The sequence below is a fragment of the Pelomicrobium sp. G1 genome (genome assembly GCF_051905455.1).
GTDB lineage: Bacteria > Pseudomonadota > Gammaproteobacteria > Burkholderiales > UBA6910 > Pelomicrobium.
On the sequence record NZ_JBQACR010000004.1, the window covers coordinates 185785 to 208675 of the forward strand.

Here is a 22891-nt window from a genome sequence, read left to right on the forward strand (position 1 = left end):
AGGAAACCGGTGCGAGACGCGCAGCGCTCGCGCGCCGCGTCCCATCGGCGCTTGTGACGGTGGCTAAATATACCTAATATGTTGGTCTGTCGCCATCGCGAGCCGGAGACCGGCACGGCGGTGCCGGTCCGCGGCGCGAACCTGGAACGGCCTCCCGCCTCTAAACACGAAGGCTTCCCGACCCGATATCCGTTTCGTGCGCTGCGCATTCGTCCTATTGCCGGTGATGGCGCTCGTGGGATGCGCCCAGGTGGCGGCCCGCCACGAGTTGGCCCAGGCGCGGCCGCCGGCCGCAGAGAATCCCTCGGCTGCGCCACCCGCGCTCGCTTCCTCCGAACCGGAACTTCCCAAGCTCGAGCTCACCCGCCAGTTGCTGTACCAATTCCTGCTGGCCGAGATCGCCAGCCAGCGGGGGGAGTTCGCCGTAGCGAGCCAGGCCTACCTGGATCTCGCCAGGAAGACCCGGGATCCGCGCATCGCGAGCCGCGCCACCGAGATCGCGGTCTACGCCCGCCGCTCCTCGGAGGCGCTAGAGGCGGCGCAACTGTGGCTGGAGCTGGACCCTAAGGCGGAGCGGGCGCGCCAGACCGTGGCGGCGCTGCTGGTGGCGGGGGGCCGCCTGGAAGAAGCCCGGCCCCATCTCCAGCAGCTTCTCGCCGACGAGGGCGACAACGTGGGTCAGGGTTTCCTGCAGCTCAATAACCTCCTCGCCCGCCATTCCGACAAGGCGGCCGTGCTCAAGCTCACCCGGGAGCTGGCCCGGTCCTACCCGGACCTGGCCGAAGCCCACTTCGCCGTAGCCCAGGCCGCGGCCAACGCGGGGGAACGGGAGGCGGCCCTCACGGAGGTGCGCCGGGCCCGTGCCTTGAAGCCCGAGTGGGAGCTCGCCCTATTGCTGGAAGCCCAGCTCGTGCGCCAGGATTCCCCGCAGGAGGCGCTTGCCCTCTACCGAGATTACCTGGCCCGGTACCCGAAAGCCCGGGACGTGCGCCTCGCCTATGCCCGGGCCCTCACCGCCGAGCGGCGCTATGGGGACGCCCGGGAGCAGTTTCAGGCGGTGCTGGCGGATCATCCGCGCAACCCGGAGGTGCTGGTGGCTGTGGGACTCCTCGCCATGCAGCTCAAGGACTACGACGCCGCGGCGGGGTATTTTGGCCAGGCGCTGGAACTCAATTACCGGGACAAGGACGCGATCCGCTTCTTCCTCGGACAGCTCGAGGAGGAGCGCAAGCGCTACGACCAGGCGGCCGCCTGGTACCTGTCCGTGGGCAAAGGAGAACACCAGCTCCAGGCCCGGGTGCGCTACGCTACCGTGCTGGCCAAGCAGGGCAAGATGGAGGAAGGGCGGACCTACCTGCGGCAGGTGGCGCAGGAGAATCCGGACCAGGAGGTCCCCCTGGTCCTGGCCGAGGCCCAGTTGCTGCGGGAGGCGGAGGCCTATCAGGAGGCCTTCGATCTCCTCGGCAAGGCCCTCGAGCGCATGCCCGAGAACCCCGACCTGCTCTACGACCAAGCCATGGTGGCGGAGAAGCTGGACCGCCTGGATGTGCTGGAGAAAAACCTGCGCGCCCTGATCCGGTTGAAGCCCGACCATGCCCACGCCTACAACGCCCTGGGCTACACCCTGGCGGACCGCAACCAGCGGCTGGACGAGGCGCGCCGGCTGATCGAGAAAGCGCTAGAGCTGGCGCCCGACGATCCCTTTATCCTGGACAGCATGGGCTGGGTCGAGTACCGGATGGGGCGCATCCAGGAAGGGCTGGATTACCTGCAGCGGGCCTACGGGCTGCGGCCCGACCCGGAAATCGCCGCCCACCTGGGAGAAGTGTTGTGGGTGCTCGGCCGGCAGGATGAGGCGCGCAAGGTGTGGGATTCCGCCTTAAGCGAGCATCCCGACAATAAAGTGCTGCTGGATGCCGTGCGCAAGTTCGCGCGCTGAACGCTCGCTGAGCAGGTTTTCTCCTTGGCGGTTCTCCTTTCTTTCCATCGCGTCCGCAAAGGCGCCGCGTGGGCGGCGCTGCTCCTCGCCGCCTGCGCCAGCCTGCCCGAGCCGGCGGGGGGGCCCCCGGCCACGATGGACGCCTTTTTCCTCGCCGGCCGCATCGGCGTGCGCCACGGCGAGGAGGGTTTCAACGGCGGAGTGCGCTGGACCCATACCCCCGCCCGGGACGAGCTGTGGATCGTCTCGCCCCTGGGGCAGGCCGTGGCCCGGGTGACGGGGGCGGGCGGCGCCGTGACCCTGGTCACCTCCGAGGGCCGGGCGTACCAGGCGGCGGACGCGGCGAGCCTCACCCGGGAGGTGCTGGGATGGGAACTGCCCCTGGGAGGGCTCGCCTACTGGGCCACGGGGCGACCCAACCCGGCTTCCCCGGGAGAGGCTCGCTACGACGGTGCGGGACGGCTGATGAGCCTAGTGCAGGACGGCTGGGAGATCCGTTACCTCGCCTATGCCGATAAGGCGGAGGGGAGAGCCCTGCCCCGCACCTTGAGCGCCCGTCGCGGGGAGCTGGAAATCCGCTTGACCATCGACCAGTGGGCCAGACCTTGACCGGGGTGGATTTCCCCGCACCCGCCAAGCTCAACCTGTTTCTGCACGTGATCGGGCGCCGTCCCGACGGCTACCATCTGCTGCAGACGGTGTACCGTTTCCTCGACTACGGGGATCGGCTGCGGCTGCGCGTGCGGGAAGACGGGGAAATCCGGCGCCCGGGGGGCGTGCCGGGGGTGGCGCCGGAAGAGGATCTCACCGTGCGCGCGGCCCGCCTGCTCAAGGCGGCCTCCGGGACCCGGCTCGGGGTGGAGATCGAGATCGACAAGCGCCTGCCCATCGGCGGCGGGCTGGGGGGCGGCAGCTCCGATGCGGCCACTACCCTGCTCGCCCTGAACCGGCTGTGGGGGCTCAATCTCCCCCGCCCGCAATTGATGGCGCTCGCGCTTCGGCTCGGGGCCGACGTGCCGGTGTTCGTCTTCGGCCGCAGCGCCTTCGGGGAAGGGGTAGGGGAGCGGCTGACGGAGATTCCCCTTGCGCCCGCCTGGTATCTGGTGCTGGTGCCGCAGGTGGCTGTCTCCACGGCGGAAATCTTCGCCAGCGGCGATTTGACACGCAACACGAATCCCATCAAAATGAGCGCCTTTTCGGTGGAACAGGGGCGCAACGACCTGGAGCCCGTGGTGAGGCGCCGCTTTCCCCAGGTCGATGCCTGCATGCGCTGGCTGGAGCGCTATGCCCAGGCGCGGCTCACCGGGTCGGGGGCGTGCGTGTTCGCCGCGTTCGACCGGGAAGAAGAGGCGCGGCGGGTGTTGGACTTGCGGCCCCGGGACCTGGAAGGCTTCGTGGCCCAGGGCATGGATCGGCACCCGCTGCACGACTTCGCTGACTGAAAGCCGTCGGCGCTCGATCCGGCCGAGCCGGCGCGGGTCGATCCCTGACCGTCTTCGCTGGGGAGTCGCCAAGTGGTAAGGCACCGGATTTTGATTCCGGCATTCGTAGGTTCGAATCCTACCTCCCCAGCCACACCGCCCCGCCCGGGCTCTCCACCCCGACGGTGCAGGTTACCTTCAACCCATCCACGATCGGTCCTCAAGCGTTGAAATTCCGAGACCTGGTTATGCCTTACGCCGACATGATGGTGTTCACCGGCAACGCCAATCCCAAGCTTGCCGAAGACGTGGTGCGCCACCTCAACATCCATCTGGGCAGGGCCACCGTGGGGCGCTTCAGCGACGGCGAAGTGATGGTGGAGATCCTGGAAAACGTGCGGGGCAAGGACGTGTTCGTGCTCCAGTCCACCTGCCCGCCCAGCAACGACAACCTGATGGAGGTGCTGGTCATGGTGGACGCGCTCAAGCGCGCCTCCGCCGGCCGCATCACCGCGGCGATCCCCTACTTCGGCTACGCGCGCCAAGACCGGCGCCCGCGCTCGGCTCGGGTGCCCATCACTGCCAAGATGATCGCCAACATGTTGACCAGTGCGGGCGTGGACCGGGTGCTCACCATGGACCTGCATTCGGACCAGATCCAGGGCTTCTTCGACATCCCAGTGGACAACATCTACGCCACCCCCATCCTGCTGGGCGACTTGTGGAAACACGATTACGAGGACATGGTGGTCGTGTCGCCGGACGTGGGCGGCGTGGTGCGGGCCCGGGCGGTGGCGAAGCGCCTGGAATCGGATCTCGCGATCATCGACAAGCGGCGGCCCAAGCCCAATGTCGCCACGGTGATGAACATCATCGGCGAAGTGGAAGAGCGTACTTGCGTCATCATGGACGACCTGGTGGACACCGCCAACACCCTGTGCGAGGCGGCCCAGGCGCTCAAGGATCACGGGGCGAAGAGGGTGCTGGCCTATTGCACCCATCCGGTGCTGTCAGGCAGGGCGGTGGAGCGGATCAGCCAGTCGGTGCTGGACGAGCTGGTGGTGACCGACACCATCCCACTGCGGGAAGACGCCCAGAAGTGCTGCAAGATCCGCCAGCTCACCGTGGCGGGGCTTCTTGCCGAGACCATGTTGCGCATCAGCAACGAGGACTCGGTGAGCTCCCTGTTCATGGAATGAGCGGATGGAGGAAAAAGGGCCGCAGAACCCTCATTGGCCGTATTCGCCATTGACCAACCGTTGCCTGGTCGCGGGCAACCTTTGAAGGGAGAGTCGCAATGAAGATGGAAGTGAGCGCGAAAACGCGCAACGTGCAGGGTACGGGTGCGAGCCGCCGCCTGCGCCGTTCCGGCTGGGTGCCGGGGATCCTCTACGGGAGTAAGGAGCCTGCCCTGCCGATTCAGGTGGAACACCTGGCGTTGATGAACAACCTGAAGCACGAGGCGTTCCATTCCTCCATCCTGACCATGGACCTGGAGGGGAAGAAGGAACAGGTGCTGCTGCGGGATGTGCAGATGCACCCCTTCAAGAAGCAGGTGTTGCACGTGGACTTCCAGCGGGTGGCCCAGGACCAGAAGATCCACATCAAGGTGCCGCTGCATTTCGTGAACGCCGAGATCGCACCCGGGGTCAAGCTCTCGGGCGGCATCGTCAGCCACGTCATGACGGAAGTGGACGTGGTCTGCCTGCCCAAGGACCTGCCCGAGTACATCGAGGTGGACGTGGGCCATCTGACCGTCGGGCATTCTCTCCACCTGGCGGACATCAAGCTGCCGGAAGGGGTGGAGGCGGTGGCGCTCAACAAGGGGGACAACCCGGTGGTGGCCACCATTCTGGTGCATCGGGTTGCGATGGAGGAAGAGGCCGTGGAGGCGGCGCCGGTGGCTGCGGAGGTCCCGCTGGTGGGCGGAGAGAAGAAGGAGGAAAAGAAAGAATCCTGATGGCGGGCTGAGGGCAGCTCGCCCGCCGAGCCCGCCATGGACCGGTGAAGCGCCGTGGCGGGCTTTTTGTTGCCGTCGATCGAGAAAGCGTCAATGCGGCTTGTCGTGGGTCTCGGCAATCCCGGCCCCCAGTATGCCGGCACCCGGCACAACGCCGGTTTCTGGTGGGTCGAGCGCATCGCGGAGCGCCAGCGCGCCGCCTGGCGGGAAGAGCCCAAGTTCCACGGCGCCGTGGCGCGAGTCGCCGAGGGAGACGTGGACCTGTGGCTCCTCAAGCCTTTGACCTACATGAACCTGAGCGGTCGGGCGGTGGGCGCCCTGGCCCGGTTCTACAGGATCGCCCCCGAAAGCATCCTGGTGGTCCACGACGAGCTGGACTTTCCTCCGGGAACGATCAAGCTCAAGCGCGGCGGCGGCGTCGCGGGCCACAACGGGCTCAAGGACGTCGCTGCCCAGCTCGGGACCCAGGACTTCTGGCGGCTGCGCCTCGGCATCGGGCATCCGGGCGTGGGCGGCGACGTGGCTGCATACGTGTTGAGCCCGCCGCGAAACGAGGAGCGCGTGGCCATCGAGGAGGCAATGGCGCGGGGCCTGGGCGTGTGGCCCCTGATCGCCCGCGGACAGATGGAAGCGGCCATGCTGAAGCTCCATACGAAAGCGGCCAAGCGGGAGGCGTGAACGGCCTGCGGGAGCATCTTTTTGCCGGCCGCCAGCCTCTCCCTGTCCCGGCTCCTTTCCTCGCTCTTATTCCTGGATTATCGATGGGACTCAAGTGCGGCATCGTGGGACTGCCCAACGTGGGCAAGTCCACCCTGTTCAACGCCCTCACCCAGGCGTCCATCCCGGCGGAGAACTACCCCTTCTGCACCATCGACCCCAACGTGGGGGTGGTGGAGGTGCCGGACCCCCGGCTCGCCCAGCTCGCCGCCATCGTCAAACCCCAGAAGGTGGTGCCGGCCATCGTGGAATTCGTCGACATCGCCGGGCTGGTGGCGGGGGCCTCCAGGGGCGAGGGACTGGGCAACCAGTTTCTCGCCCACATCCGCGAGACCGACGCCATCGCCCACGTGGTGCGCTGCTTTGAAAACGAAAACGTGGCCCATGTGACCGGCAAGGTGGATCCCGTCGCCGACGTGGAGACCATCAACACGGAGCTCGCCCTGGCGGACCTAGCCACCGTGGGCAGGGCCCTCGCCCGCTACCAGAAGCCGGCCAACGCGGGGGACAAGGAGGCGCGCGCCCAGGTGGCGGTGCTGGAGCGGCTCGAGGCACACCTGAACCAGGGCTTGCCGGCGCGCACCCTTGATCTCACCCTCGAGGAGCAAGAGCGGGTCAAGCCCCTGTGCTTGCTCACCCTGAAGCCCGTGCTCTACGTGGCCAACGTGGACGAGGAAGGATTCGGCGACAACCCCCTCCTGCAGCGGCTTAAGGCCTACGCGGCGAATGAAGAGGCACCCGTGGTGCCCCTGTGCGCGGCGCTGGAAGCCCAGATCGCCGATTTGCCCGAGGAGGACAAAAAGCTGTTCCTCGCCGACCTGGGGCTCGCGGAGCCGGGCTTGAATCGCCTGATCCGCAGCGCCTACGCGCTCCTCGGGCTGCAGACCTTCTTCACCGCCGGACCCAAAGAGGTACGCGCCTGGACCATCCATCGGGGCGACACCGCGCCCCGGGCGGCGGGGGTCATCCACACCGACTTCGAGCGCGGCTTCATCCGCGCCGAGGTGATCTCCTTCGCCGATTTCATCGCCTGCGGCGGCGAGCAAGGGGCCAAGGAGGCGGGCAAGCTCCGGCTGGAAGGCAAGGACTATGTGGTCCAGGAAGGCGACGTGATCCACTTCCGCTTCAACGTCTGACATGGAGGCGGCGCGGCGTCGCGCGGCCCGCGGCGAGGGCGGCCTCAAAGGCATCATGGCCCGCTGGCTTACCGATCGCTTGGGCTATCAACGCTGTGCCCGTAAGTGGATTCGTGTTGCCTCGGCGGCTTGCTCCAAGAGGGACCGGGCCTCGGCGCGAAGGCGAGGGGCAGTGTGGTATCGCCAGAAACGTGCGGGCGCACCTCCCACTTCAACGCTCCTCGGGGACGGTCAGACATAAGCTTGCGGCCCGCGGGCGATGTGCACCGGCGGCCGTCTTTGATAGAACCGGGTGGCCTCTTCATACGCCGCGGCGATCCGCAGTAGCAACGCTTCCTGGAGCGCGTCGCCGACGAGGTGCAGCCCGATCGGCAGTCCCGCCGCGCTGAAGCCGCACGGCACGGAAACGGCGGGCAATCCGAGAAAGCTGATGGGCAGATTGAATCGGCGAGCGCGATCGTACACCTCGGGGCCAGCGTCGAGGGGCGGCGCTGCCGTCGGCGCCGTGGGCGTGAGCAGCGCGTCCACCTCCCTGAAGATTTCCTTCATCGCCGCGATGCGTTTGGGCCGCTCGGCGAGAAGCTTTTCGTAGGCTTCCCGGGAGATCGTTTCGCCTCGGGCGATGTTCTCGCGCACGATGGGCTCGAACATTTCTTCCTTGTTCTCGATCGCCCGGTACCGGTCGCCCAGGATCTGGTTGAACTCGTAGAACAGGAGGTCGAGCAGGAACGAATGCTCCAGAGAATCGTTCAACACGGGAACCTTGATGACCTTGATCTCGGCGCCCAATTGCGCAAGCTGGTTCACGGCCGCCTGTACCGCGCCCGCCACTTCCGGGTCGATGTCGCGGAAGGTGTAATCTTCGATGATCCCCAGGCGCAATGCCTTCACGCCCTTGTCCAGGTCCGCGGTGTAATCCGCCTTGGGGGCGCGGATCGAGTGCCTGTACCGCGGGTCGTAGCCCGCCATGGCGTTGAGCAGGATCGCGGCGTCGGCCACCGTGCGTGCCAGGGGACCGCCGCAGTCCAGGCTGTAGGCGCGCGGATGGCAGCCGTGCAGGCTCACCAGCCCGAAGGTGGGACGGATGCCTACGATCCCGGACCAGCTCGCGGGGATGCGGATGGAGCCGCCGGTGTCCGTGCCCGTGCCGCCCAGGCACAGGCCGGCCGCGAGCGCCGCCGCCGTGCCGCTGGAGGAGCCCCCGGCCGAGCGGGCGAGGTCCCAGGGATTGCACGTGTCGCCGAAGGCCCGATTGGTTCCCGACGTGCCGGCAGCAAATTCGCTCAGGTTGGTTTTGCCCAGCATCACAGTGCCGGCCGCCCTGAGCTTGCGCACGACTGTTGCATCCTCCCGAGGAACGCGCTGGCGGAACAGCTCCGATCCAACCGTGGTCAGCATGCCCGCCGTGTCATAAAGATCCTTGTGAACGATGGGAATGCCATGGAGCGGGCCCCGGTCCTTGCCTTGCCTGAGCTCGGCGTCCATGGCTTCCGCCGTTGCCAGCGCCTCGTCTTCGGCGACCGTGATGAAGGCCTTGAGCCGGTGATCCAGGCGCGCGATGCCCTCCAGGCAGGCGCGGGTGAGGTTGACCGCCGTCAGCGCGCCCGCGCGCAAGCGGTATGCCGCTTCGGCGACGGTGCCGGGAAGCGGCGACGGCTCGAACGCATCGCCGATGTTTCCGATTTCCCAGGACTTGCTCATTTCCATCCCCTTGCTCTCGTGCCGCGCCCCGTGCGACGGGCGTCCCGGCCCTTCCGCCAGGCCGGTAAAAAGGGTTGCGCGATCCGCAAAGTTTGTCTAACCTGAAAAATGTAAGCGCTTTCTTTAAATAACACCAGGGGGAGGGCAGGGCATGGATAGGCGCGTTAAGCTGATCGGCTTGAGCAAAGCGGCGGCGCTGGCCATGGTGGCGGCGCTGAGCCTATTGATTCACACGCCGTCGACGGCGCTGGCGAAGGAAACCTTCCGCATGCGCATTCAGGCGGCGGTGCCTTCCGGCGCGATGTCCTTCGAGATGCTGGAGGCGTTCGCGCGCCGGGTCGATGTCATGTCCGAGGGGCGGCTGAAGGTGCAGGTCTTCGGCGCGGGCGCCATCGTGCCCTCTCCCCAGATCCTCGACTCGGTCCATCGGGGCATCCTGGAAGCGGGCTTCGCTTGGCCCCAGTACTGGAGCGGCAAGCATCCCGCCACATCCCTGTTCAGCAACACGCCGGTCTGGCCCATGGCCGGATTGGACCAGTTGACCCATTTCGCCTGGATGTACAAGGGCGGCGGGCTGGAGCTCTACCACGAGCTGCTGCAGAACGTCATGGGCGTGAATGTGGTCTCCGTGTTCGTGACCCCCTCGGGCTGGCAGCCCCTCGGCTGGTTCAAGGTTCCGGTGGAGAACATGAAGCAGTTCCAGCGGATCAAGTATCGCTCGCCCCCAGGTCTCGCCGGCGAGATCTTCAAGGAGGCGGGAGTCTCCGCCGTGTTCCTTCCGGGCGAAGAGATCATTCCGGCCGCGGAGCGGGGGGTGATCGACGGCGCGGAATGGATCAATCCCGTGGAGGACATCGCCTTCGGCTTCCACCAGACCTTCAAGCGCTACTACCTCGCCAGCATCCATCAGTTCATCGACGTGGGCGAGATCGTCATCAACAAGGGCTTCTGGAACAAGCTGCCAAAGGATCTCCAGGAGATCGTGCGCACGGCCGCGATGGCGACCATCGTGGACACCTTCGCCAGCGACATCGTGCGCAACGCCGAGACGATCAAGACGCTGCGGGAGAAGCACGGCATCACCGTTTCGCCGACGCCGCCCGACATTCATGCCGGCCTCATGCAGGCCGCCGGCCGCGTCCTGGAGAAGCGCTCGCGGGAAGACGCCTTCTTCAAGAGGGTGGTGGAGTCCCAGCGCAATTTCGCCCTCACCGTCGCGCCGTGGTGGGGCGAAGTGCTGCGCATCTACTTCAGCCTGTCGGAGAACGCGGTCATCCGGCCGCAGGCGCCGAAGTAAGGGGATCGGGACAGGCAAATCGGTCGAGGGCACGGGGCGGACGGGACGGGCGAAACGGCGCGGTTCGAAACAAAGCGCCCGCTCCGGTACCCCCTCGGCGCAGGTGAGTCGTTCGACCGGCGTCAAGGGGCGGGTGCAATTATCCCTGGGATCGGAGCGCTTCCCGCGCCCGGGGCACCGGAGCCTCCCGCCTCCACCCCCGCCAGACCAACCCCATGGAGCAAGCCCTGAACGAAAGAGCGCCCGACAGCGGCGGCCATTCCCCGCCGGAGACGCTGCCGCCCCGGGCGCTGCTGCGCGTCATCCACGCCCTCGACACCTTCGCCGAGCGGACGGGATGGCTCGTTTCCTGGCTGATCGTGCCGCTCGTCGGCGTGATGGTGTTCGAGGTGGTGGCCAGGTACTTCTTCGACGCGCCGACCATCTGGGCCCACGACGCGAGTTTCATGCTCTACGGGGCGTTCTTCATGCTGGGGGCGGCCTACGCGCTGAAGCGGAGGGCCCACATTCGCACCGACTTCCTCTACAACGGCTTTCCGGTCCGCTGGCAGGCCTTCGTGGACACGGTCGCCTACGTGTTCTTTTTCTTTCCCGGCCTCGCCATCTTCCTGTGGTACGGATGGGACTTTTTCTATGACTCCTGGCGCCTCAAGGAACATGCCATCACCAGCCCGTGGATGCCTCCGCTCTACCCCTTCAAGGCGGTCATCCCGGTGACCGGGGCGCTGCTTTTGATCCAGGGGGTCTCGGAAACCCTCAAGAGCATCTACGCCTTGATCAGGGGGAGATGGCTGTGAGCTCGGAAGTGCTGGGCCTGTGGCTGCTCGTCGCCCTGTTCGTGCTGCTCCTGGCCGGCTTCCCCATAGCCTTCACTCTGCTCTTCGTGGCCCTCGTCGCAGGCTACCTCGGGGTGGGCACCGACGCTTTCGGGCTGATGATCGTGCAATTCCAGAGCACGATGGAGGCGTCGACCCTGGCGGCGGTGCCGCTGTTCGTCTTCATGGGGCTCATTCTGGAGCGCGCGGGGCTCATGGAGCGGCTCTTCGGCGCGTTCCGGCTCATGTTCGCCCCCTTGCGGGGCTCCCTTTACTTGGCGGTCCTGGCCACGGCCACGGTCTTCGCCATGGCTACCGGCATCGTCGGGGCGTCGGTCACCGTCATCGGGCTGATGGCGGGCAGGGTGATGCAGAAGAGCGGGTACGATCCCCGACTCTCCGCCGGCGCCATTGCGGCGGGCGGCACGCTGGGCATTCTCATTCCCCCGAGCGTCATGCTCATCGTGATGGGCCCGATTCTGCGCGTGTCCATCCTGGAGCTGTTCGCCGCCGCCGTGTTACCCGGCTTTCTCCTGGCGGGGCTGTTCCTGGTCTATTGCCTGGTGCGCTCACACTTCCAGCCCCACCTGGGGCCGCCGCTTCCTCACGCCGAGCGGGCCCCTTCGGTCGGCTACATCGTCAAGGAGTTCGCTCAGGGCGTGCTTCCCCTTGTCGTGATCATCGCCGCCACCCTCGGCAGCATCCTGGCCGGGCTGGCCACGCCGACGGAAGCGGCCGGCGTAGGCGCCTTCGGTTCCTTCTGCCTGACGCTCGCCTACCGGCGCATGGACTGGCGGAAGTTCAAGGCCGCCATGCTGCAGACGCTGGAGACTTCGAGCGTGGTGCTGTTTCTCATCGCCGCGTCCAATTACTTCGGCGCCGTGTTCTCCATTCTCCAGACCCCGTTCATGATTACCGATGCGTTGCTCGGGCTCGGGGTGCCGCCCACGGTTCTGCTGCTTCTGCTGCTCGCACTCGTTTTCTTCCTGGGGTGGCCTCTGGACTGGGCGCCGATCGTCCTCATCTTTCTTCCGGTCATGCTGCCGGTGATCGCCCAGCTCGACGTCAACATGGTATGGTTCGGCGCCCTGGTGGCGGTCTGCCTCCAGACTGCGTGGCTTTCGCCTCCCGTCGCGCTGGCCGCCTACTTCCTCAAGGGCGTCATGCCCGAGTGGGAGCTCAAAGATATTTACCTGGGCATGCTCCAGTTCCTGGGCCTGCAACTCGTGGGCCTGATGCTGGTGTTCTTCTTCCCCCAGATCGCCCTCTGGCTCCCAGGCGTTCTCTTGGGCCGATAAAAAAAAGACGGCCCGGTGTTCGGGCCGTCCCGATCGGCTAAAGCCGGAGCGTCATTTCTTCCTCGGATCGTCCGCGGGGTTCACGTACTCGATGCCCCAGGGGCCGGTTCCATGGACCTGGATGACGGTCTCTTCCTTGGTAAAGCCGTACATGGGCATCTTGGGAGGCATGATGGCGACCGCCCCGGCGGGCAACGCCGTGGCTTTTTCCGGTGCGAACCGGTCGCCGGCGGCGAAGTACAGCGTTCCCGAGATCACCGTGACCCGCTCGTACGCCGGATGCCAGTGGGGCGCGATCTTGTAGTTGGCGGGGAGCTTGAGCCGGAAAATGAACGGCACCGCCTCGTTCAAGGGCCCCTCAATGACCGCGATCTTGGCCCCGGGTGCCATCGACGCCACATCCGACCAAGTGAACGCGTCGCCCGCCGTGATGAGGTGACCCTCTCCCCGGTACGGGCCCGCCGCCCACGCCCCGGGCACGCCGAATGTGCCCAACGCGAGCGCGATTATCGACAACTTCACCATCTTTAAGCCTTTCATGGCGCCCTCCTCGTGGCGAAAACCACTGATCAACCGCTCAGAGGCCGTTTCCCGGCCCTCCGGCAGACCGTCGGAGAGCGGGCTGGCCGCCTCCATCGCCAGGATCGATTCCGCCACCTCGCCCATGGGACCGATCCGGGACCGTCCATGGTCGGGTCAGGGGGGCATCCTCTTTCCGGCGGCCTCCTCCTGATGGGAAGCGGACAACATCCCATTCCGCCGCCGCAGGCGGAAATCCGCGTAAACCGCCGCGGCGAGCAGGGCGAACCCCGCCAGCTCGATGGCCAGGCTATAAGACCCGTACAGGGCATAACCGATCAGCACGGCGCCTCCGAGGGCCAGGGCCGGCGGCGCCGCGGAACGGTGGCGCCGGTACCCGCCGGCCACCGCCGCCGCCGCGAGGACGGCGAACAGCAGGATCGTCCCGGTCCACGCTCCTTCGTCGATCACCAGCGTCACGCCGAGCAGGGATAGCATCGCCAGGGCCGCCAGCGTGCCGTAGCACGCGGCGAGCGCCAGGGCTAGGGCGAGGACGCCCGCGAGTCCCCGGCGCTCGAGGGAGCGCAGAAGCCGCCGCGGGTCCAGGCGCCGGGCGAGCGCGGCGGCCCTGGACGGACGGCTGCCGCGCTCCATGGCGATCTCGATTGCGCGGGCACCGAAGCGGCGGGCGATCCGGCGAGTCTCCGCGTTGCGGCTGTGGGCGAAGTAGTCGTGCTCTCCCAGGACGCGGACGTCGGCGAACCCGGCGTCGCGGAACAGGTCGAGATAGTCTTCGTCCACGGTCGCGCCGACGACGCATTCCGCCCAAAGCTTGGGGTCGTCGTGGCACTCGGCGTCCACCGGGCGGCCGATGACGATGTCGGCGATCTGCACCCGGCCGCCGGGACGGAGCACCCGGAAGATCTCGGCGACGGCCCGGCGCTTGTCGGGCACCAGGTTGAGCACCCCGTTGCTCGTCACCACGTCCACGCTGGCGTCGGGAAGGGGAATGGCTTCCGCCGATCCCTCGATCACCTGGAGGTTGGCGATGCCCAGGGACGCCACCAGGCGGCGCAGCTTCTGCGCCATGGCGGGGGTCATGTCGAGGGCCCATACCCTGCCCCGGGGGCCGACGATGCGGCTGGCGATGAGGGCGTCCGTCCCCGAGCCGGAGCCGATGTCGAGCACCGTGTCGCCGGGGCGGATGGCATCGGCGCGGAACGGGTAACCCACGCCGGCGAAGGACTCGACCGCGGTCTCCGGGAGCGCTTCGAGGACCTCTTCCGGGTAGCCCACCGCCCGGCACGCGGCACGCCCCACCGGGAAATGGAACGGGCCGCAGGGCTCGGTCGCCACCGCCGTGTACATCTCCCTGACGGCGGCGAGGATGACGTCTCGAGAGTATCCAAAGATGGCGACCATCGATGCCCCTCGTTGACCCGCGCGTCGAGCGCTTCTAGAAGCTGTCGATCAGCGCTTTCAGCCGTCGCTGCAGGCGCTCGGGCGCCTCAGTCGAGGCCGTCTCCCGGGCTAGCGCCTTGAGCCTGCGCTCGAACTGTACGCGGCTGAAACAGCCGCGGCAGATTTCGAGGTGGCGCTCGATCTCGGCGCTCGCCTCGGCGTCCAGCTCCTGGTCGATGTAGGCGAAGAGGTGCCGCAGGACCTCTTCGCAGTTCACGGTTCGCCTGGCCATGTTCATTCCTTGTGCGGCGCCGCCCCGGGCAGAAGCCCGGTGTCGACGGCCTGCTTCCAAAGGGCCCGCTGGAGCAGTCCCCGGGCCCGGCTCAGGCGCGAGCGCACCGTGCCCACCGGCACGTGCAGCAGCTCGGCGGCTTCCGCGTAGGCGTACCCTTCCAGGTCGACCAGCACCACCACGAGGCGAAACTCGTCGGGCAGCGAGTCGATGGCTTTCTCGAGATCTTCCCGCAAGAGCTTGTTGAGCAACGCATGCTCGGGCGTGCCCCACCAGAGGAGAAACGGCTGGTGCAGCTTCTCGAACAGGGAAAACCGGTCCTCGTCGGGCTCCCCTTCGTCACCGGCCGCCTCATCCTCCCACGCCACCTCGCGCTGGCACCGGCGGTGCCGCCAGGTGCTGATGAAGGTGTTGGTGAGGATGCGCATGATCCATTTGCCGAAGCCCAGCGGGTCGCGCAACTCATCGAGATGGGACCAGGCCTTGGCGACGGTCTCCGCGACCAGGTCCTCGGCGTCCGCCGGGTTGCGGGTCAAGCGCAGGGCGACACCGTAGAGCCGATCCGTCAGGCGCCGTATCTCCTTTTCGAAAAAGCGGCGGCGGCCGGCGTCCCGGGACGAGGATTCCTCCGGGGCGGCTTCGCCTGGGTTTGCCATCGCCATCCTCAGTCCGAACGGGTTTCCGTTCGTCCTCCTCCCGCCGCGGCCGTCGCCGCGGGTCAGCATCGCAGGCGACGGGAGATTTTGCCCCCCGACTTCCCGGCCGCGTCCCGTAAGACTTAAAGACGCGTCAGGGCGCGAATCGGTTCCCGCGCGGTTCGGGCGCGGACGCGAGTCGTTCGGCTAGGTCAGCGCGGCGCGGATCTCGCCCGCCATCCGGTCCAGCGCCTCCCGGGGCGGGTTCTGGGTCGGCCAGACGAGCTTGAGCCCGTCGTTGGCGTGGCGCGGCAGCACGTGCAGGTGGAAGTGGTAGACCGTCTGGAACCCGGCCGCCTCGTTGGCCTGGAACAGGTTGAGCCCTGCGCACCCGGTCGCCTTCTTCACCGCCTTGGCGATGCGGGCGGCGACGCGAAAACACTCGCCCGCCAGCGCCTCGTCCAGGTCCAGCAGGTTGCGATGGTGGGCGCGGCTCGCCACGATCACGTGGCCCGGGTTCACCTGCCCGATGTCCATGAAGGCGATCACCGCGTCGTCCTCATACACGATGCTGGCCGGGATTTCCCTCCGCACCAGCCGGCAAAAGATGCACTCCTGCATGGGGTCTCCTCCTCTTCGTGGGCTAAGAGCGGGCGGGCTGCACGCCCGCCTTGAGGCTGAGCAGCAGAACGCCCGCCAGGACCAGCCCCGCGCCCGCGAGCTGGGGCGCGGTGATGGGCTCGCCGAGAAACAGGTTGGCAAGAAAGATGGTGGAAACCGGCCCGATGGCGCCCACCAGCGCGGCGCGGCTCGCCCCGATGCGGCGGATGCCTTCGCTCGTGGCCCACACCGGCAGCACGGTGGAGAGCACCGCCATCAGGAAGCCGTAGCCGTACACCGGGGCGGGCAGCCCCAGGGCGGACCAGGGGTGGGTGAGGGCGAACTGGAGAATGCACAACACGCTCGCCACCGTCATGGCGTAGGCGGTGAAGCGGGCGCTGCCCAGCCGGGTGATGACCTGGCCGCCCCACACCAGATAGATGGCGTAGGAAAGGGCGCTGCCGAAGACCAGCAGGCTCCCCAGGGCCGTTTCGGCCGCGTTGCCGGCGAGCCGCACATGGTCGGCGAAGACCAGCACGATGCCTCCGTAGGAGAGCGCCAGGGCCGCCACGTGCATCCGGGTCACCGGGAGCTTCAGGGCCAGGGCGGAAATAGCGAGCACCATCGTCGGATAGAGGAACAGGATCAACCGCTCGAGCCCCGCGGAGATGTATTGCAGCCCGAGGAAGTCCAGGTAGCTGGCGAGATAATAGCCGAGGAAGCCGAGGCCTAGGATCGCTCCCCAGTCGCCGCGTTCCATGGAGTAGCCCGGGTTGCGCCCGGACAGGAGCGCCATGAGCACGAAAAAGGGCAGCGACATCAGCATCCGCAGGGCGAGGAGGGTCACGGCGTCCACCGGGTAGGCGTAGGCGAGCTTGATCAGGATCGCCTTGCCCGAGAAGCCCACCGCCCCGACGGCCGCGAGCAGCGCACCGGTAGCACCCGAGCCTTCGCTCCGCGGCGGCGCAGCCATCTGCACCCCTTCAGCGGCGGCGCCGGGTGCCCCCCAGGAGCCCGCCCAGCACTCCCCGCAGGAGCTGCCGGCCCAGCTCCGCGCCAACGGTGCGGGCCGCGCTCTTCACCATGGCCTCCAACGCCGACTGGCGCCGCCCGGCTCCACCGCCGAACGCTTTGTCCAGCAGCCCGCCCAGGCTTCCTTGCTCCTCTGGCTGGGAGGGCTCTCCCGCGCCCGCCGTTGCCTGCCCGGCGCGGGCCTTGAGCACCTCGAAGGCCGACTCCCGATCGACAGTCTTCTCATAGCGCCCGTAGAGGGGGGAGGCGCGGATCAATCGTTCCCGCACCTCGGGCGCGATCGGGCCGATGTGGCTCGCGGGCGGCACGATGAAGGCCCGCTCCGTGACGCCGGGGCGGCCTTTCTCGTCCAGCAGGGACACCAGCGCTTCGCCCACGCCCAGCTCGGTGATGGCCTGTTCCAAATCGAGGGCAGGGTTCGCACGCATGGTGGTGGCGGCGGCCCTGACCGCCTTCTGGTCCCGGGGCGTGAAGGCCCGCAGGGCGTGCTGGATGCGGTTGCCGAGCTGGCCCAGCACCCGGTCGGGCACATCCAGGGGATTCTGGGTGACGAAATACACGCCTACGCCCTTGGAGCGGATCAGCCGCACCACCTGCTCGATCTTGTCCAGCAGCGCCTCGGGGGCGTCGTCGAAGAGGAGATGGGCCTCGTCGAAGAAGAACACCAGCCGGGGCTTTTCCGGATCGCCCACCTCGGGCAGGTTCTCGAACAGCTCCGAGAGCAGCCACAGGAGGAACGCGCCGTAGACCCGGGGCGCGTTCATGAGCCGCTCGGCGCCCAGGATGTTGACCACTCCCTCGCCCCCCTCGGTGCGCATCAGGTCCTGGATGTCCAGGGCCGGCTCGCCGAAGAGCGCCTCGGCTCCCTCTTGCTCCAGGGCGAGTAGAGCGCGCTGGATCGCCCCGACGCTGGCGGCGGAGACGTTGCCGTACTCGGTGACGAAGCGCCGGGCGTTCTCGCCCACGTGGGTGAGCAGGGCCCGCAGGTCCTTCAAGTCGAGGAGCAAGAGCCCCGCGTCGTCGGCGATCTTGAAGGCCAGGGTGAGGACGCCTTGCTGGGTGTCGTTGAGGCCCAGCATGCGCCCGAGGAGCAGGGGGCCCATCTCGGAGACGGTGGCGCGCACCGGATGGCCCTGGCCGCCGAAGACGTCCCAGAAGGCGACCGGGCAGCCGCGGTACTCGAAGCCCTCGAGCCCCAAGACCGCGAGGCGCTCCTCCACCTTCTTGTTCCCGCCCCCGGGCTGGCTCAGGCCGGAGATGTCGCCCTTCACGTCGGTGAGGAACACGGGCACGCCGATGCGGCTGAAGCCTTCCGCCAGCCTTTGCAGCGTCACCGTCTTGCCCGTGCCCGTGGCCCCAGTGATGAGGCCGTGGCGGTTCCCCATCTTGGGCAGGAGGGACAGCTCGTGCCGGGCGTTCTTGGCAACCAGGATGGGATCGGCCATGGAGGATCCTTTCCGGCTTTCGGGGCGGGCGTTCGCAATGGTACCATTAGCCGATTCAAAACAGCGAATTGCGCGAGCTTCCGCAGGTCATGGCAGGTCACAGCAAATGGGCGAACATTCGCTTCCGCAAGGAACGGGCTGACGCGAAGAAGGGTAAGGTCTTCACTCGTCTCATCCGGGAGATCACGGTGGCCGCTCGGGAGGGCGGGGGCGACCCGGCCGCCAACCCCCGGCTGCGGCTCGCTATCGACAAGGCCTTCGAGCACAACATGCCCAAGGAAAACGTCGAGCGAGCGATCAAGCGCGGCACCGGCCAGCTCGAAGGGGCGGAGTACGAGGAGGTGCGTTACGAGGGCTACGGGATCGGCGGCGCGGCGGTGATGGTGGATTGCTTGACCGACAACCGGACGCGCACCGTGGCGGACGTGCGCCACACCTTCACCAAGCACGGCGGCAACCTGGGTACCGACGGCTGCGTCGCTTATCTGTTCAAGCACTGCGGCCAGCTCGTGTTCGCCCCCGGCACCGACGAGAACCGCCTCATAGAGGCGGCGCTGGAAGCGGGCGCCGAAGACGTGATCGTCAACGACGACGGGAGCCTGGAAGTGATCACCGCGGTGGCGGATTTCGACGCGGTCCGGAAAAAGATCGAGGCGGCGGGGCTCAAGCCGGAAGTGGCGGAAGTGACCATGCGTCCCGTCACCGAGGTGGAGCTCAGGGGGGAAGACGCCGCCCGCATGCGCAAGCTGCTGGACGCGCTGGAGGCCCTGGACGACGTCCAGGAGGTGTACACCACCGCGGTGCTCACCGAGTGAAGGGCGGCACCCGCATCCTCGGCATCGACCCCGGGCTCCAGGTCACGGGATTCGGCATTCTCGACAAGGCGGGACAGAAGCTCGGCTACGTGACGAGCGGCTGCATCCGCACCCCGGACGGGGAGCTTCCGGGGCGGCTCCGGGCCATCCTCGAAAGCCTAAGCCGGGTGATCGGCGAATACCGGCCCCAGCAGGTGGCGGTGGAGGAGGTGTTCGTCAACGTCAATCCCCGCTCCACCCTGCTCCTCGGCCAGGCGCGGGGGGCGGCCATCTGCGCCTGCGTGACCCACGGGCTGCCGGTGGCCGAGTACACGGCGCTGCAGGTGAAGCAGGCGGTGGTGGGCAACGGCCACGCGCGTAAGGAACAGGTGCAGGAGATGGTGAAGCGCCTGCTCCACCTTCCCGGCCCGCCCAGCGCGGACGCGGCCGATGCCCTGGCCTGCGCCATCTGCCACGCTCACGGCGGCATGGGGCTCGGGAGGCTGCCCACCGCCGGCTACCGGGTGAGTCGGGGGAGGCTGCGATGATCGGCCGCATCAGCGGCATCCTGGTGGAGAAGCACCCGCCCATGGTGCTGGTGGACGCCCACGGCGTGGGCTACGAGATCGACGTGCCCATGAGCACCTTCTATCAACTGCCCGCCACCGGCGCCCAGGTGACGCTCTTCACCCATCTGGTGGTGCGGGAGGACGCCCACCAGCTCTTCGGCTTCTGGACCGTTCAGGAGCGCCGCACCTTCCGGCAACTGCTGAAGATCGCCGGCGTCGGCGCGCGCACGGCCCTGGCGGTTCTCTCCGGCCTTTCGGTGCAGGAGTTGAACCAGGCGGTGGCGAGCCAGGACGCCGGGCGCTTGACCAGGATCCCCGGGATCGGCAAGAAGACCGCGGAGCGGCTGCTGCTGGAGCTCAGAGACCGGCTCAAGGCGGAGGCCGGCGCCGCCGGCGAAGCGGCGGGCCTGTCGCCGGGCGGCGACATCCTCAATGCGCTCCTAGCCCTGGGCTATAATGACCGCGAAGCTCAGTGGGCCGTGGGGCAGCTTGATGCAAGCCTCTCCGTGGCCGACGGCATCCGGCAGGCGCTCAAGCTGCTTTCGAAGGCGTGAAAAGAGCGGGGAGTGATGGGTGAGGAGAAGCAATCGCGCAACCGAGGAAGGGTAGAACCGTTCTCGCTCCCCGCCCCGCGCCGCTCGCTTTCCCCCGCTTTTGCATGATCGAGACCGATCGCTTGATTTCCGCCGCGCCGGCATCTCCCCAGGAGGAAGCGTTCGAGCGGGCGCTGCGGCCCAAGTTACTCCAGGAGTACGTGGGCCAGGCGAAGGTGCGCGAGCAGCTCGCCATCTTCATCGAGGCCGCGCGCAGCCGCGCCGAAGCCCTGGACCACGTGCTGCTGTTCGGACCTCCGGGGCTGGGCAAGACCACCCTGGCCCACATCATCGCCAAGGAGATGGGGGTGAACCTGCGCCACACTTCGGGACCCGTGCTGGAGCGGCCCGGGGACCTGGCGGCGCTGCTCACCAACCTGGAACCTCGGGACGTGCTGTTCATCGACGAGATCCACCGCCTCTCTCCCGTGGTGGAGGAGATCCTGTATCCGGCGCTGGAGGACTTCCAGATCGACATCATGATCGGGGAGGGACCGGCGGCGCGCTCGGTGAAGCTGGACCTGCCCCCGTTCACCCTGGTGGGAGCCACCACCCGCGCCGGGATGCTGACCAATCCGCTGCGCGACCGCTTTGGCATCGTGGCCCGGCTAGAGTTCTATACGCCCGAAGAGCTCGCGACAATCGTGCTGCGTTCGGCGGGGCTGCTCGGCGTGGCGATCGACCCGGAGGGGGCCTTCGAGATCGCCCGCCGCTCCCGCGGCACGCCCCGGGTCGCCAACCGGCTGCTGCGCCGGGTGCGCGACTTCGCCGAGGTCAAGGCCGACGGCCGGGTCAGCCGGGCCGTAGCGGACGCGGCGCTCAAGATGCTGGACGTGGATCCCCTGGGGCTCGACCTCATGGACCGCAAGCTGCTCCTCGCCGTCATGGAGAAGTTCAGCGGCGGCCCCGTGGGACTGGACAACCTGGCCGCGGCCATCGGGGAAGAGCGCGACACCATCGAAGACGTACTGGAACCTTTCCTCATCCAGCAGGGCTATCTCAAGCGCACGCCCCGCGGGCGCATGGCCACCGTGGCTGCCTACCGGCACTTCGGCCTGGGGCTGCCGCGCAACGCTTTGACCGGGGATCTGTGGAACGAGCAATGATCTGGCGCGAAAGGACGCGCGGCCGCGGGACGGGCGCATGAGACCTGCGGCGGCGCCGGAGCCGGAGCCGAGCCGGCCGGCTTTCTGCCTCCCTTTGCGCGTGTATTACCAGGACACGGATGCCGGCGGCGTCGTCTATCACAGCCGCTACCTAGACTTCCTGGAGCGGGCCCGCTACGAGTGGTTGCGGGAGGCCGGTTTCGGGCTACGGGAGCTGGCGGAACGGCTGAAGATCGTCTTCGTCGTGCGCTCCCTCTCCATCGAGTTCCGTCGCCCGGCGCGCCTCGACGACCTGCTGCACGTGACCGTGCGCCTCGACCAGGTGGGACGCAGCCGCGTGCCCGTGACGCAGGAGGTGAAGCGCGACCACGAGATCCTCGCGGAGGCGATGGTGGAGCTCGCTTGCGTCGATGCTCGCACCCTCAAGCCCGCGAGCCTGCCGCCCGAGCTCCGCCGGGCCATCGTACGTTAGAGGAAAAAAACGAATGCAAGTGACGCCTGATCTTTCCCTGGTGGGCCTGATCGCCAACGCCAGCCTCGTCGTGCAACTGGTGATGGCCCTGCTGCTGGCCGTCTCCCTCATGTCCTGGTGGTACATCTTCCGCAAGCTCTTCACCATCCGCCGCGCCCGGGAGCAGGCCGACGAGTTCGAGAAGGAGTTCTGGAGCGGAGTGGATCTCACCACCCTGTACCAGGCGGCGGTCAACGCCCGGCACTCGGGCGGGAGCTTGAACCGCATCTTCGAAGCTGGCTTCCGCGAGTTCACCAAGCACAAGTCGCGCCCCGGCATGAACGTGGAAGCGGCCATGGAGGGCACGCGCCGGGCCATGCGCGCTACCTACCAGCGGGAGATGGACCGGCTGGAGGCCCACATGGCCTTCCTCGCCACCGTGGGCTCGGTGAGCCCCTACGTGGGCCTGTTCGGCACCGTGTGGGGCATCATGAACGCCTTCCGGGGCCTCTCCAACGTGGTCTCGGCCACCTTGGCCCACGTGGCCCCCGGCATCGCCGAAGCGCTGATCGCCACGGCGATGGGCCTGTTTGCCGCCATCCCGGCGGTGGTGGCCTACAACCGCTACGCCCGGGACATCGACAAGCTGGCCACCCGCTACGAGAGCTTCATGGAGGAGTTCTCCAACATCCTCCAGCGCCAGGCCCACGTTTAGTCCGGACACCGAGGAGACAGTCCCCATGGCCTTCGAACGCCGCTCTTCCCGGCGCCTGATGAACCAGATCAACGTGGTGCCCTATATCGACGTCATGCTGGTGCTGCTGGTGATCTTCATGGTGACGGCGCCCCTCATCAACCCCGGCCAGATCGAGCTGCCCCAGGTGGGCCGGGCGCTCGCCCCTTCCACCGCCCCAGTGGAGGTAATCGTGCGCAAGAACGGGGCGCTGGCGGTGCGCGACCGCAACGAGCCGGGGGCGCCCCGGGACATCACCCGGGGAGAGCTGGTGGAATTGCTCCGCCAGAAGCAGGCCCGCAACCCCGAGCAGGCGGTGGTCATCGCCGGGGACAAGGACGCCCGCTACGAGGAGGTGGTCAAGGTCCTGGACCTGCTCCAGTCCCAGCAGGTGAAGCGGGTGGGGTTGCTCGCCAAGCCCGCGAGCCTTTGAGCGC

At 67.6% G+C, this 22891-nt stretch carries 25 protein-coding genes and 1 tRNA gene; 18 read left to right on the plus strand and 8 right to left on the minus strand.

From position 1 onward, the window contains the following. Positions 1–196 precede the first annotated feature (196 nt). From ACTFO6_RS06230 to ychF, 8 genes are all read left to right on the plus strand, one after another. Positions 197–1939 (plus strand): tetratricopeptide repeat protein, encoded by a 1743-nt coding sequence (locus tag ACTFO6_RS06230; protein ID WP_439933587.1) that lies wholly within the window; start codon positions 197–199, stop codon positions 1937–1939. Between the two features lie 24 nt (positions 1940–1963). Then, entirely contained in the window at positions 1964–2548 is a 585-nt protein-coding gene (lolB, locus tag ACTFO6_RS06235) for a lipoprotein insertase outer membrane protein LolB (RefSeq protein ID WP_439933588.1), read from the plus strand. Continuing rightward, positions 2533–3381, plus strand: coding sequence for a 4-(cytidine 5'-diphospho)-2-C-methyl-D-erythritol kinase (gene ispE / locus ACTFO6_RS06240; protein ID WP_439933589.1), 849 nt, complete (start codon positions 2533–2535; stop codon positions 3379–3381). The genes lolB and ispE overlap by 16 nt, the downstream gene beginning before the upstream one ends. 58 nt (positions 3382–3439) lie before the next feature. Beyond that, positions 3440–3514 (plus strand) — tRNA-Gln (locus ACTFO6_RS06245). Between the two features lie 94 nt (positions 3515–3608). Then, positions 3609–4559, plus strand: a complete 951-nt coding sequence (locus ACTFO6_RS06250; RefSeq protein WP_439933590.1) for a ribose-phosphate pyrophosphokinase — start codon at positions 3609–3611, stop codon at positions 4557–4559. A gap of 98 nt (positions 4560–4657) precedes the next feature. Beyond that, positions 4658–5320, plus strand: coding sequence for a 50S ribosomal protein L25/general stress protein Ctc (locus tag ACTFO6_RS06255; RefSeq protein WP_439933591.1), 663 nt, complete (start codon positions 4658–4660; stop codon positions 5318–5320). A 93-nt stretch (positions 5321–5413) separates the two neighbouring features. Next, positions 5414–5998 (plus strand): aminoacyl-tRNA hydrolase, encoded by a 585-nt coding sequence (pth, locus tag ACTFO6_RS06260; RefSeq protein WP_439933592.1) that lies wholly within the window; start codon positions 5414–5416, stop codon positions 5996–5998. A gap of 83 nt (positions 5999–6081) precedes the next feature. Beyond that, the gene (ychF, locus tag ACTFO6_RS06265) at positions 6082–7173 is read left to right on the plus strand and encodes a redox-regulated ATPase YchF (RefSeq protein WP_439933593.1); all 1092 of its coding nucleotides are present in this window, start codon (positions 6082–6084) and stop codon (positions 7171–7173) included. A gap of 231 nt (positions 7174–7404) precedes the next feature. Here ychF and ACTFO6_RS06270 read toward each other — a convergent pair whose 3' ends face one another. Further along, positions 7405–8874 (minus strand): amidase, encoded by a 1470-nt coding sequence (locus ACTFO6_RS06270; RefSeq protein ID WP_439933594.1) that lies wholly within the window; start codon positions 8872–8874, stop codon positions 7405–7407. 151 nt (positions 8875–9025) lie between these two features. On the opposite strand from ACTFO6_RS06270, the gene ACTFO6_RS06275 reads away from it, so the two are divergent. From ACTFO6_RS06275 to ACTFO6_RS06285, 3 genes are all read left to right on the plus strand, one after another. After that, a complete protein-coding gene (locus ACTFO6_RS06275; protein ID WP_439933595.1) occupies positions 9026–10171 on the plus strand; it encodes a TRAP transporter substrate-binding protein in 1146 nt (381 codons plus the stop codon). Positions 10172–10386: 215 nt separating this feature from the next. Then, the gene (locus tag ACTFO6_RS06280; RefSeq protein ID WP_439933596.1) at positions 10387–10968 is read left to right on the plus strand and encodes a TRAP transporter small permease subunit; all 582 of its coding nucleotides are present in this window, start codon (positions 10387–10389) and stop codon (positions 10966–10968) included. Next, a complete protein-coding gene (locus ACTFO6_RS06285; RefSeq protein WP_439933597.1) occupies positions 10959–12284 on the plus strand; it encodes a TRAP transporter large permease in 1326 nt (441 codons plus the stop codon). Before ACTFO6_RS06280 ends, ACTFO6_RS06285 begins: the two co-directional genes overlap by 10 nt. A gap of 51 nt (positions 12285–12335) precedes the next feature. On the opposite strand, the gene ACTFO6_RS06290 is transcribed toward ACTFO6_RS06285, so the two are convergent. The 7 genes from ACTFO6_RS06290 to ACTFO6_RS06320 all read right to left on the minus strand — a co-directional run bounded on the left by ACTFO6_RS06290 (position 12336) and on the right by ACTFO6_RS06320 (position 18208). Then, positions 12336–12809, minus strand: a complete 474-nt coding sequence (locus tag ACTFO6_RS06290; protein WP_439933627.1) for a cupin domain-containing protein — start codon at positions 12807–12809, stop codon at positions 12336–12338. 171 nt (positions 12810–12980) lie between these two features. Beyond that, entirely contained in the window at positions 12981–14225 is a 1245-nt protein-coding gene (locus tag ACTFO6_RS06295) for a MerC family mercury resistance protein (protein WP_439933598.1), read from the minus strand. 34 nt (positions 14226–14259) lie between these two features. Continuing rightward, positions 14260–14496: an anti-sigma factor family protein gene (locus tag ACTFO6_RS06300; RefSeq protein ID WP_439933599.1), complete on the minus strand. Its 237-nt coding sequence runs from the start codon at positions 14494–14496 to the stop codon at positions 14260–14262. A 2-nt stretch (positions 14497–14498) separates the two neighbouring features. Then, the gene (locus tag ACTFO6_RS06305; protein ID WP_439933600.1) at positions 14499–15152 is read right to left on the minus strand and encodes an RNA polymerase sigma factor; all 654 of its coding nucleotides are present in this window, start codon (positions 15150–15152) and stop codon (positions 14499–14501) included. 186 nt (positions 15153–15338) lie between these two features. After that, positions 15339–15752 (minus strand): HIT family protein, encoded by a 414-nt coding sequence (locus ACTFO6_RS06310; protein ID WP_439933601.1) that lies wholly within the window; start codon positions 15750–15752, stop codon positions 15339–15341. A gap of 22 nt (positions 15753–15774) precedes the next feature. Further along, a complete protein-coding gene (locus ACTFO6_RS06315; protein ID WP_439933602.1) occupies positions 15775–16704 on the minus strand; it encodes a DMT family transporter in 930 nt (309 codons plus the stop codon). A 10-nt stretch (positions 16705–16714) separates the two neighbouring features. Then, positions 16715–18208, minus strand: coding sequence for a helicase HerA-like domain-containing protein (locus ACTFO6_RS06320; RefSeq protein WP_439933603.1), 1494 nt, complete (start codon positions 18206–18208; stop codon positions 16715–16717). Between the two features lie 89 nt (positions 18209–18297). Here ACTFO6_RS06320 and ACTFO6_RS06325 point away from each other — a divergent pair, with 89 nt between their 5' ends. From ACTFO6_RS06325 to tolR, 7 genes are all read left to right on the plus strand, one after another. Next, positions 18298–19023 carry a YebC/PmpR family DNA-binding transcriptional regulator gene (locus ACTFO6_RS06325; protein ID WP_439933604.1) on the plus strand — a complete coding sequence of 242 codons (726 nt, stop codon included), beginning with the start codon at positions 18298–18300 and terminating at the stop codon, positions 19021–19023. Continuing rightward, positions 19020–19550, plus strand: coding sequence for a crossover junction endodeoxyribonuclease RuvC (gene ruvC, locus ACTFO6_RS06330; RefSeq protein ID WP_439933605.1), 531 nt, complete (start codon positions 19020–19022; stop codon positions 19548–19550). The genes ACTFO6_RS06325 and ruvC overlap by 4 nt, the downstream gene beginning before the upstream one ends. Next, positions 19547–20125 (plus strand): Holliday junction branch migration protein RuvA, encoded by a 579-nt coding sequence (gene ruvA, locus ACTFO6_RS06335; protein ID WP_439933606.1) that lies wholly within the window; start codon positions 19547–19549, stop codon positions 20123–20125. Before ruvC ends, ruvA begins: the two co-directional genes overlap by 4 nt. A 104-nt stretch (positions 20126–20229) precedes the next feature. After that, positions 20230–21270 (plus strand): Holliday junction branch migration DNA helicase RuvB, encoded by a 1041-nt coding sequence (ruvB, locus tag ACTFO6_RS06340; RefSeq protein ID WP_439933607.1) that lies wholly within the window; start codon positions 20230–20232, stop codon positions 21268–21270. A gap of 37 nt (positions 21271–21307) precedes the next feature. Further along, positions 21308–21742, plus strand: coding sequence for a tol-pal system-associated acyl-CoA thioesterase (gene ybgC, locus ACTFO6_RS06345; protein ID WP_439933608.1), 435 nt, complete (start codon positions 21308–21310; stop codon positions 21740–21742). Between the two features lie 13 nt (positions 21743–21755). Further along, positions 21756–22436: a protein TolQ gene (gene tolQ, locus ACTFO6_RS06350; protein ID WP_439933609.1), complete on the plus strand. Its 681-nt coding sequence runs from the start codon at positions 21756–21758 to the stop codon at positions 22434–22436. A 25-nt stretch (positions 22437–22461) separates the two neighbouring features. Beyond that, positions 22462–22887, plus strand: a complete 426-nt coding sequence (tolR, locus tag ACTFO6_RS06355; protein WP_439933610.1) for a protein TolR — start codon at positions 22462–22464, stop codon at positions 22885–22887. Positions 22888–22891: the final 4 nt, after the last annotated feature.

What these genes read in the sequence shown, in the direction of transcription:
- ACTFO6_RS06250 (WP_439933590.1), top strand. Translation starts at nt 3,609, where the DNA reads ATGCCTTACGCCGACATGATGGTGTTCACCGGCAACGCCAATCCCAAG.
- ACTFO6_RS06255 (WP_439933591.1), top strand. Translation starts at nt 4,658, where the DNA reads ATGAAGATGGAAGTGAGCGCGAAAACGCGCAACGTGCAGGGTACGGGT.
- pth (WP_439933592.1), top strand. Translation starts at nt 5,414, where the DNA reads ATGCGGCTTGTCGTGGGTCTCGGCAATCCCGGCCCCCAGTATGCCGGC.
- ychF (WP_439933593.1), top strand. Translation starts at nt 6,082, where the DNA reads ATGGGACTCAAGTGCGGCATCGTGGGACTGCCCAACGTGGGCAAGTCC.
- ACTFO6_RS06270 (WP_439933594.1), bottom strand. Translation starts at nt 8,874, where the DNA reads ATGAGCAAGTCCTGGGAAATCGGAAACATCGGCGATGCGTTCGAGCCG.
- ACTFO6_RS06275 (WP_439933595.1), top strand. Translation starts at nt 9,026, where the DNA reads ATGGATAGGCGCGTTAAGCTGATCGGCTTGAGCAAAGCGGCGGCGCTG.
- ACTFO6_RS06280 (WP_439933596.1), top strand. Translation starts at nt 10,387, where the DNA reads ATGGAGCAAGCCCTGAACGAAAGAGCGCCCGACAGCGGCGGCCATTCC.
- ACTFO6_RS06285 (WP_439933597.1), top strand. Translation starts at nt 10,959, where the DNA reads ATGGCTGTGAGCTCGGAAGTGCTGGGCCTGTGGCTGCTCGTCGCCCTG.
- ACTFO6_RS06290 (WP_439933627.1), bottom strand. Translation starts at nt 12,809, where the DNA reads ATGGTGAAGTTGTCGATAATCGCGCTCGCGTTGGGCACATTCGGCGTG.
- ACTFO6_RS06295 (WP_439933598.1), bottom strand. Translation starts at nt 14,225, where the DNA reads ATGGTCGCCATCTTTGGATACTCTCGAGACGTCATCCTCGCCGCCGTC.
- ACTFO6_RS06300 (WP_439933599.1), bottom strand. Translation starts at nt 14,496, where the DNA reads ATGGCCAGGCGAACCGTGAACTGCGAAGAGGTCCTGCGGCACCTCTTC.
- ACTFO6_RS06305 (WP_439933600.1), bottom strand. Translation starts at nt 15,152, where the DNA reads ATGGCAAACCCAGGCGAAGCCGCCCCGGAGGAATCCTCGTCCCGGGAC.
- ACTFO6_RS06310 (WP_439933601.1), bottom strand. Translation starts at nt 15,752, where the DNA reads ATGCAGGAGTGCATCTTTTGCCGGCTGGTGCGGAGGGAAATCCCGGCC.
- ACTFO6_RS06315 (WP_439933602.1), bottom strand. Translation starts at nt 16,704, where the DNA reads ATGGCTGCGCCGCCGCGGAGCGAAGGCTCGGGTGCTACCGGTGCGCTG.
- ACTFO6_RS06320 (WP_439933603.1), bottom strand. Translation starts at nt 18,208, where the DNA reads ATGGCCGATCCCATCCTGGTTGCCAAGAACGCCCGGCACGAGCTGTCC.
- ACTFO6_RS06325 (WP_439933604.1), top strand. Translation starts at nt 18,298, where the DNA reads ATGGCAGGTCACAGCAAATGGGCGAACATTCGCTTCCGCAAGGAACGG.
- ruvA (WP_439933606.1), top strand. Translation starts at nt 19,547, where the DNA reads ATGATCGGCCGCATCAGCGGCATCCTGGTGGAGAAGCACCCGCCCATG.
- ruvB (WP_439933607.1), top strand. Translation starts at nt 20,230, where the DNA reads ATGATCGAGACCGATCGCTTGATTTCCGCCGCGCCGGCATCTCCCCAG.
- ybgC (WP_439933608.1), top strand. Translation starts at nt 21,308, where the DNA reads ATGAGACCTGCGGCGGCGCCGGAGCCGGAGCCGAGCCGGCCGGCTTTC.
- tolQ (WP_439933609.1), top strand. Translation starts at nt 21,756, where the DNA reads ATGCAAGTGACGCCTGATCTTTCCCTGGTGGGCCTGATCGCCAACGCC.
- tolR (WP_439933610.1), top strand. Translation starts at nt 22,462, where the DNA reads ATGGCCTTCGAACGCCGCTCTTCCCGGCGCCTGATGAACCAGATCAAC.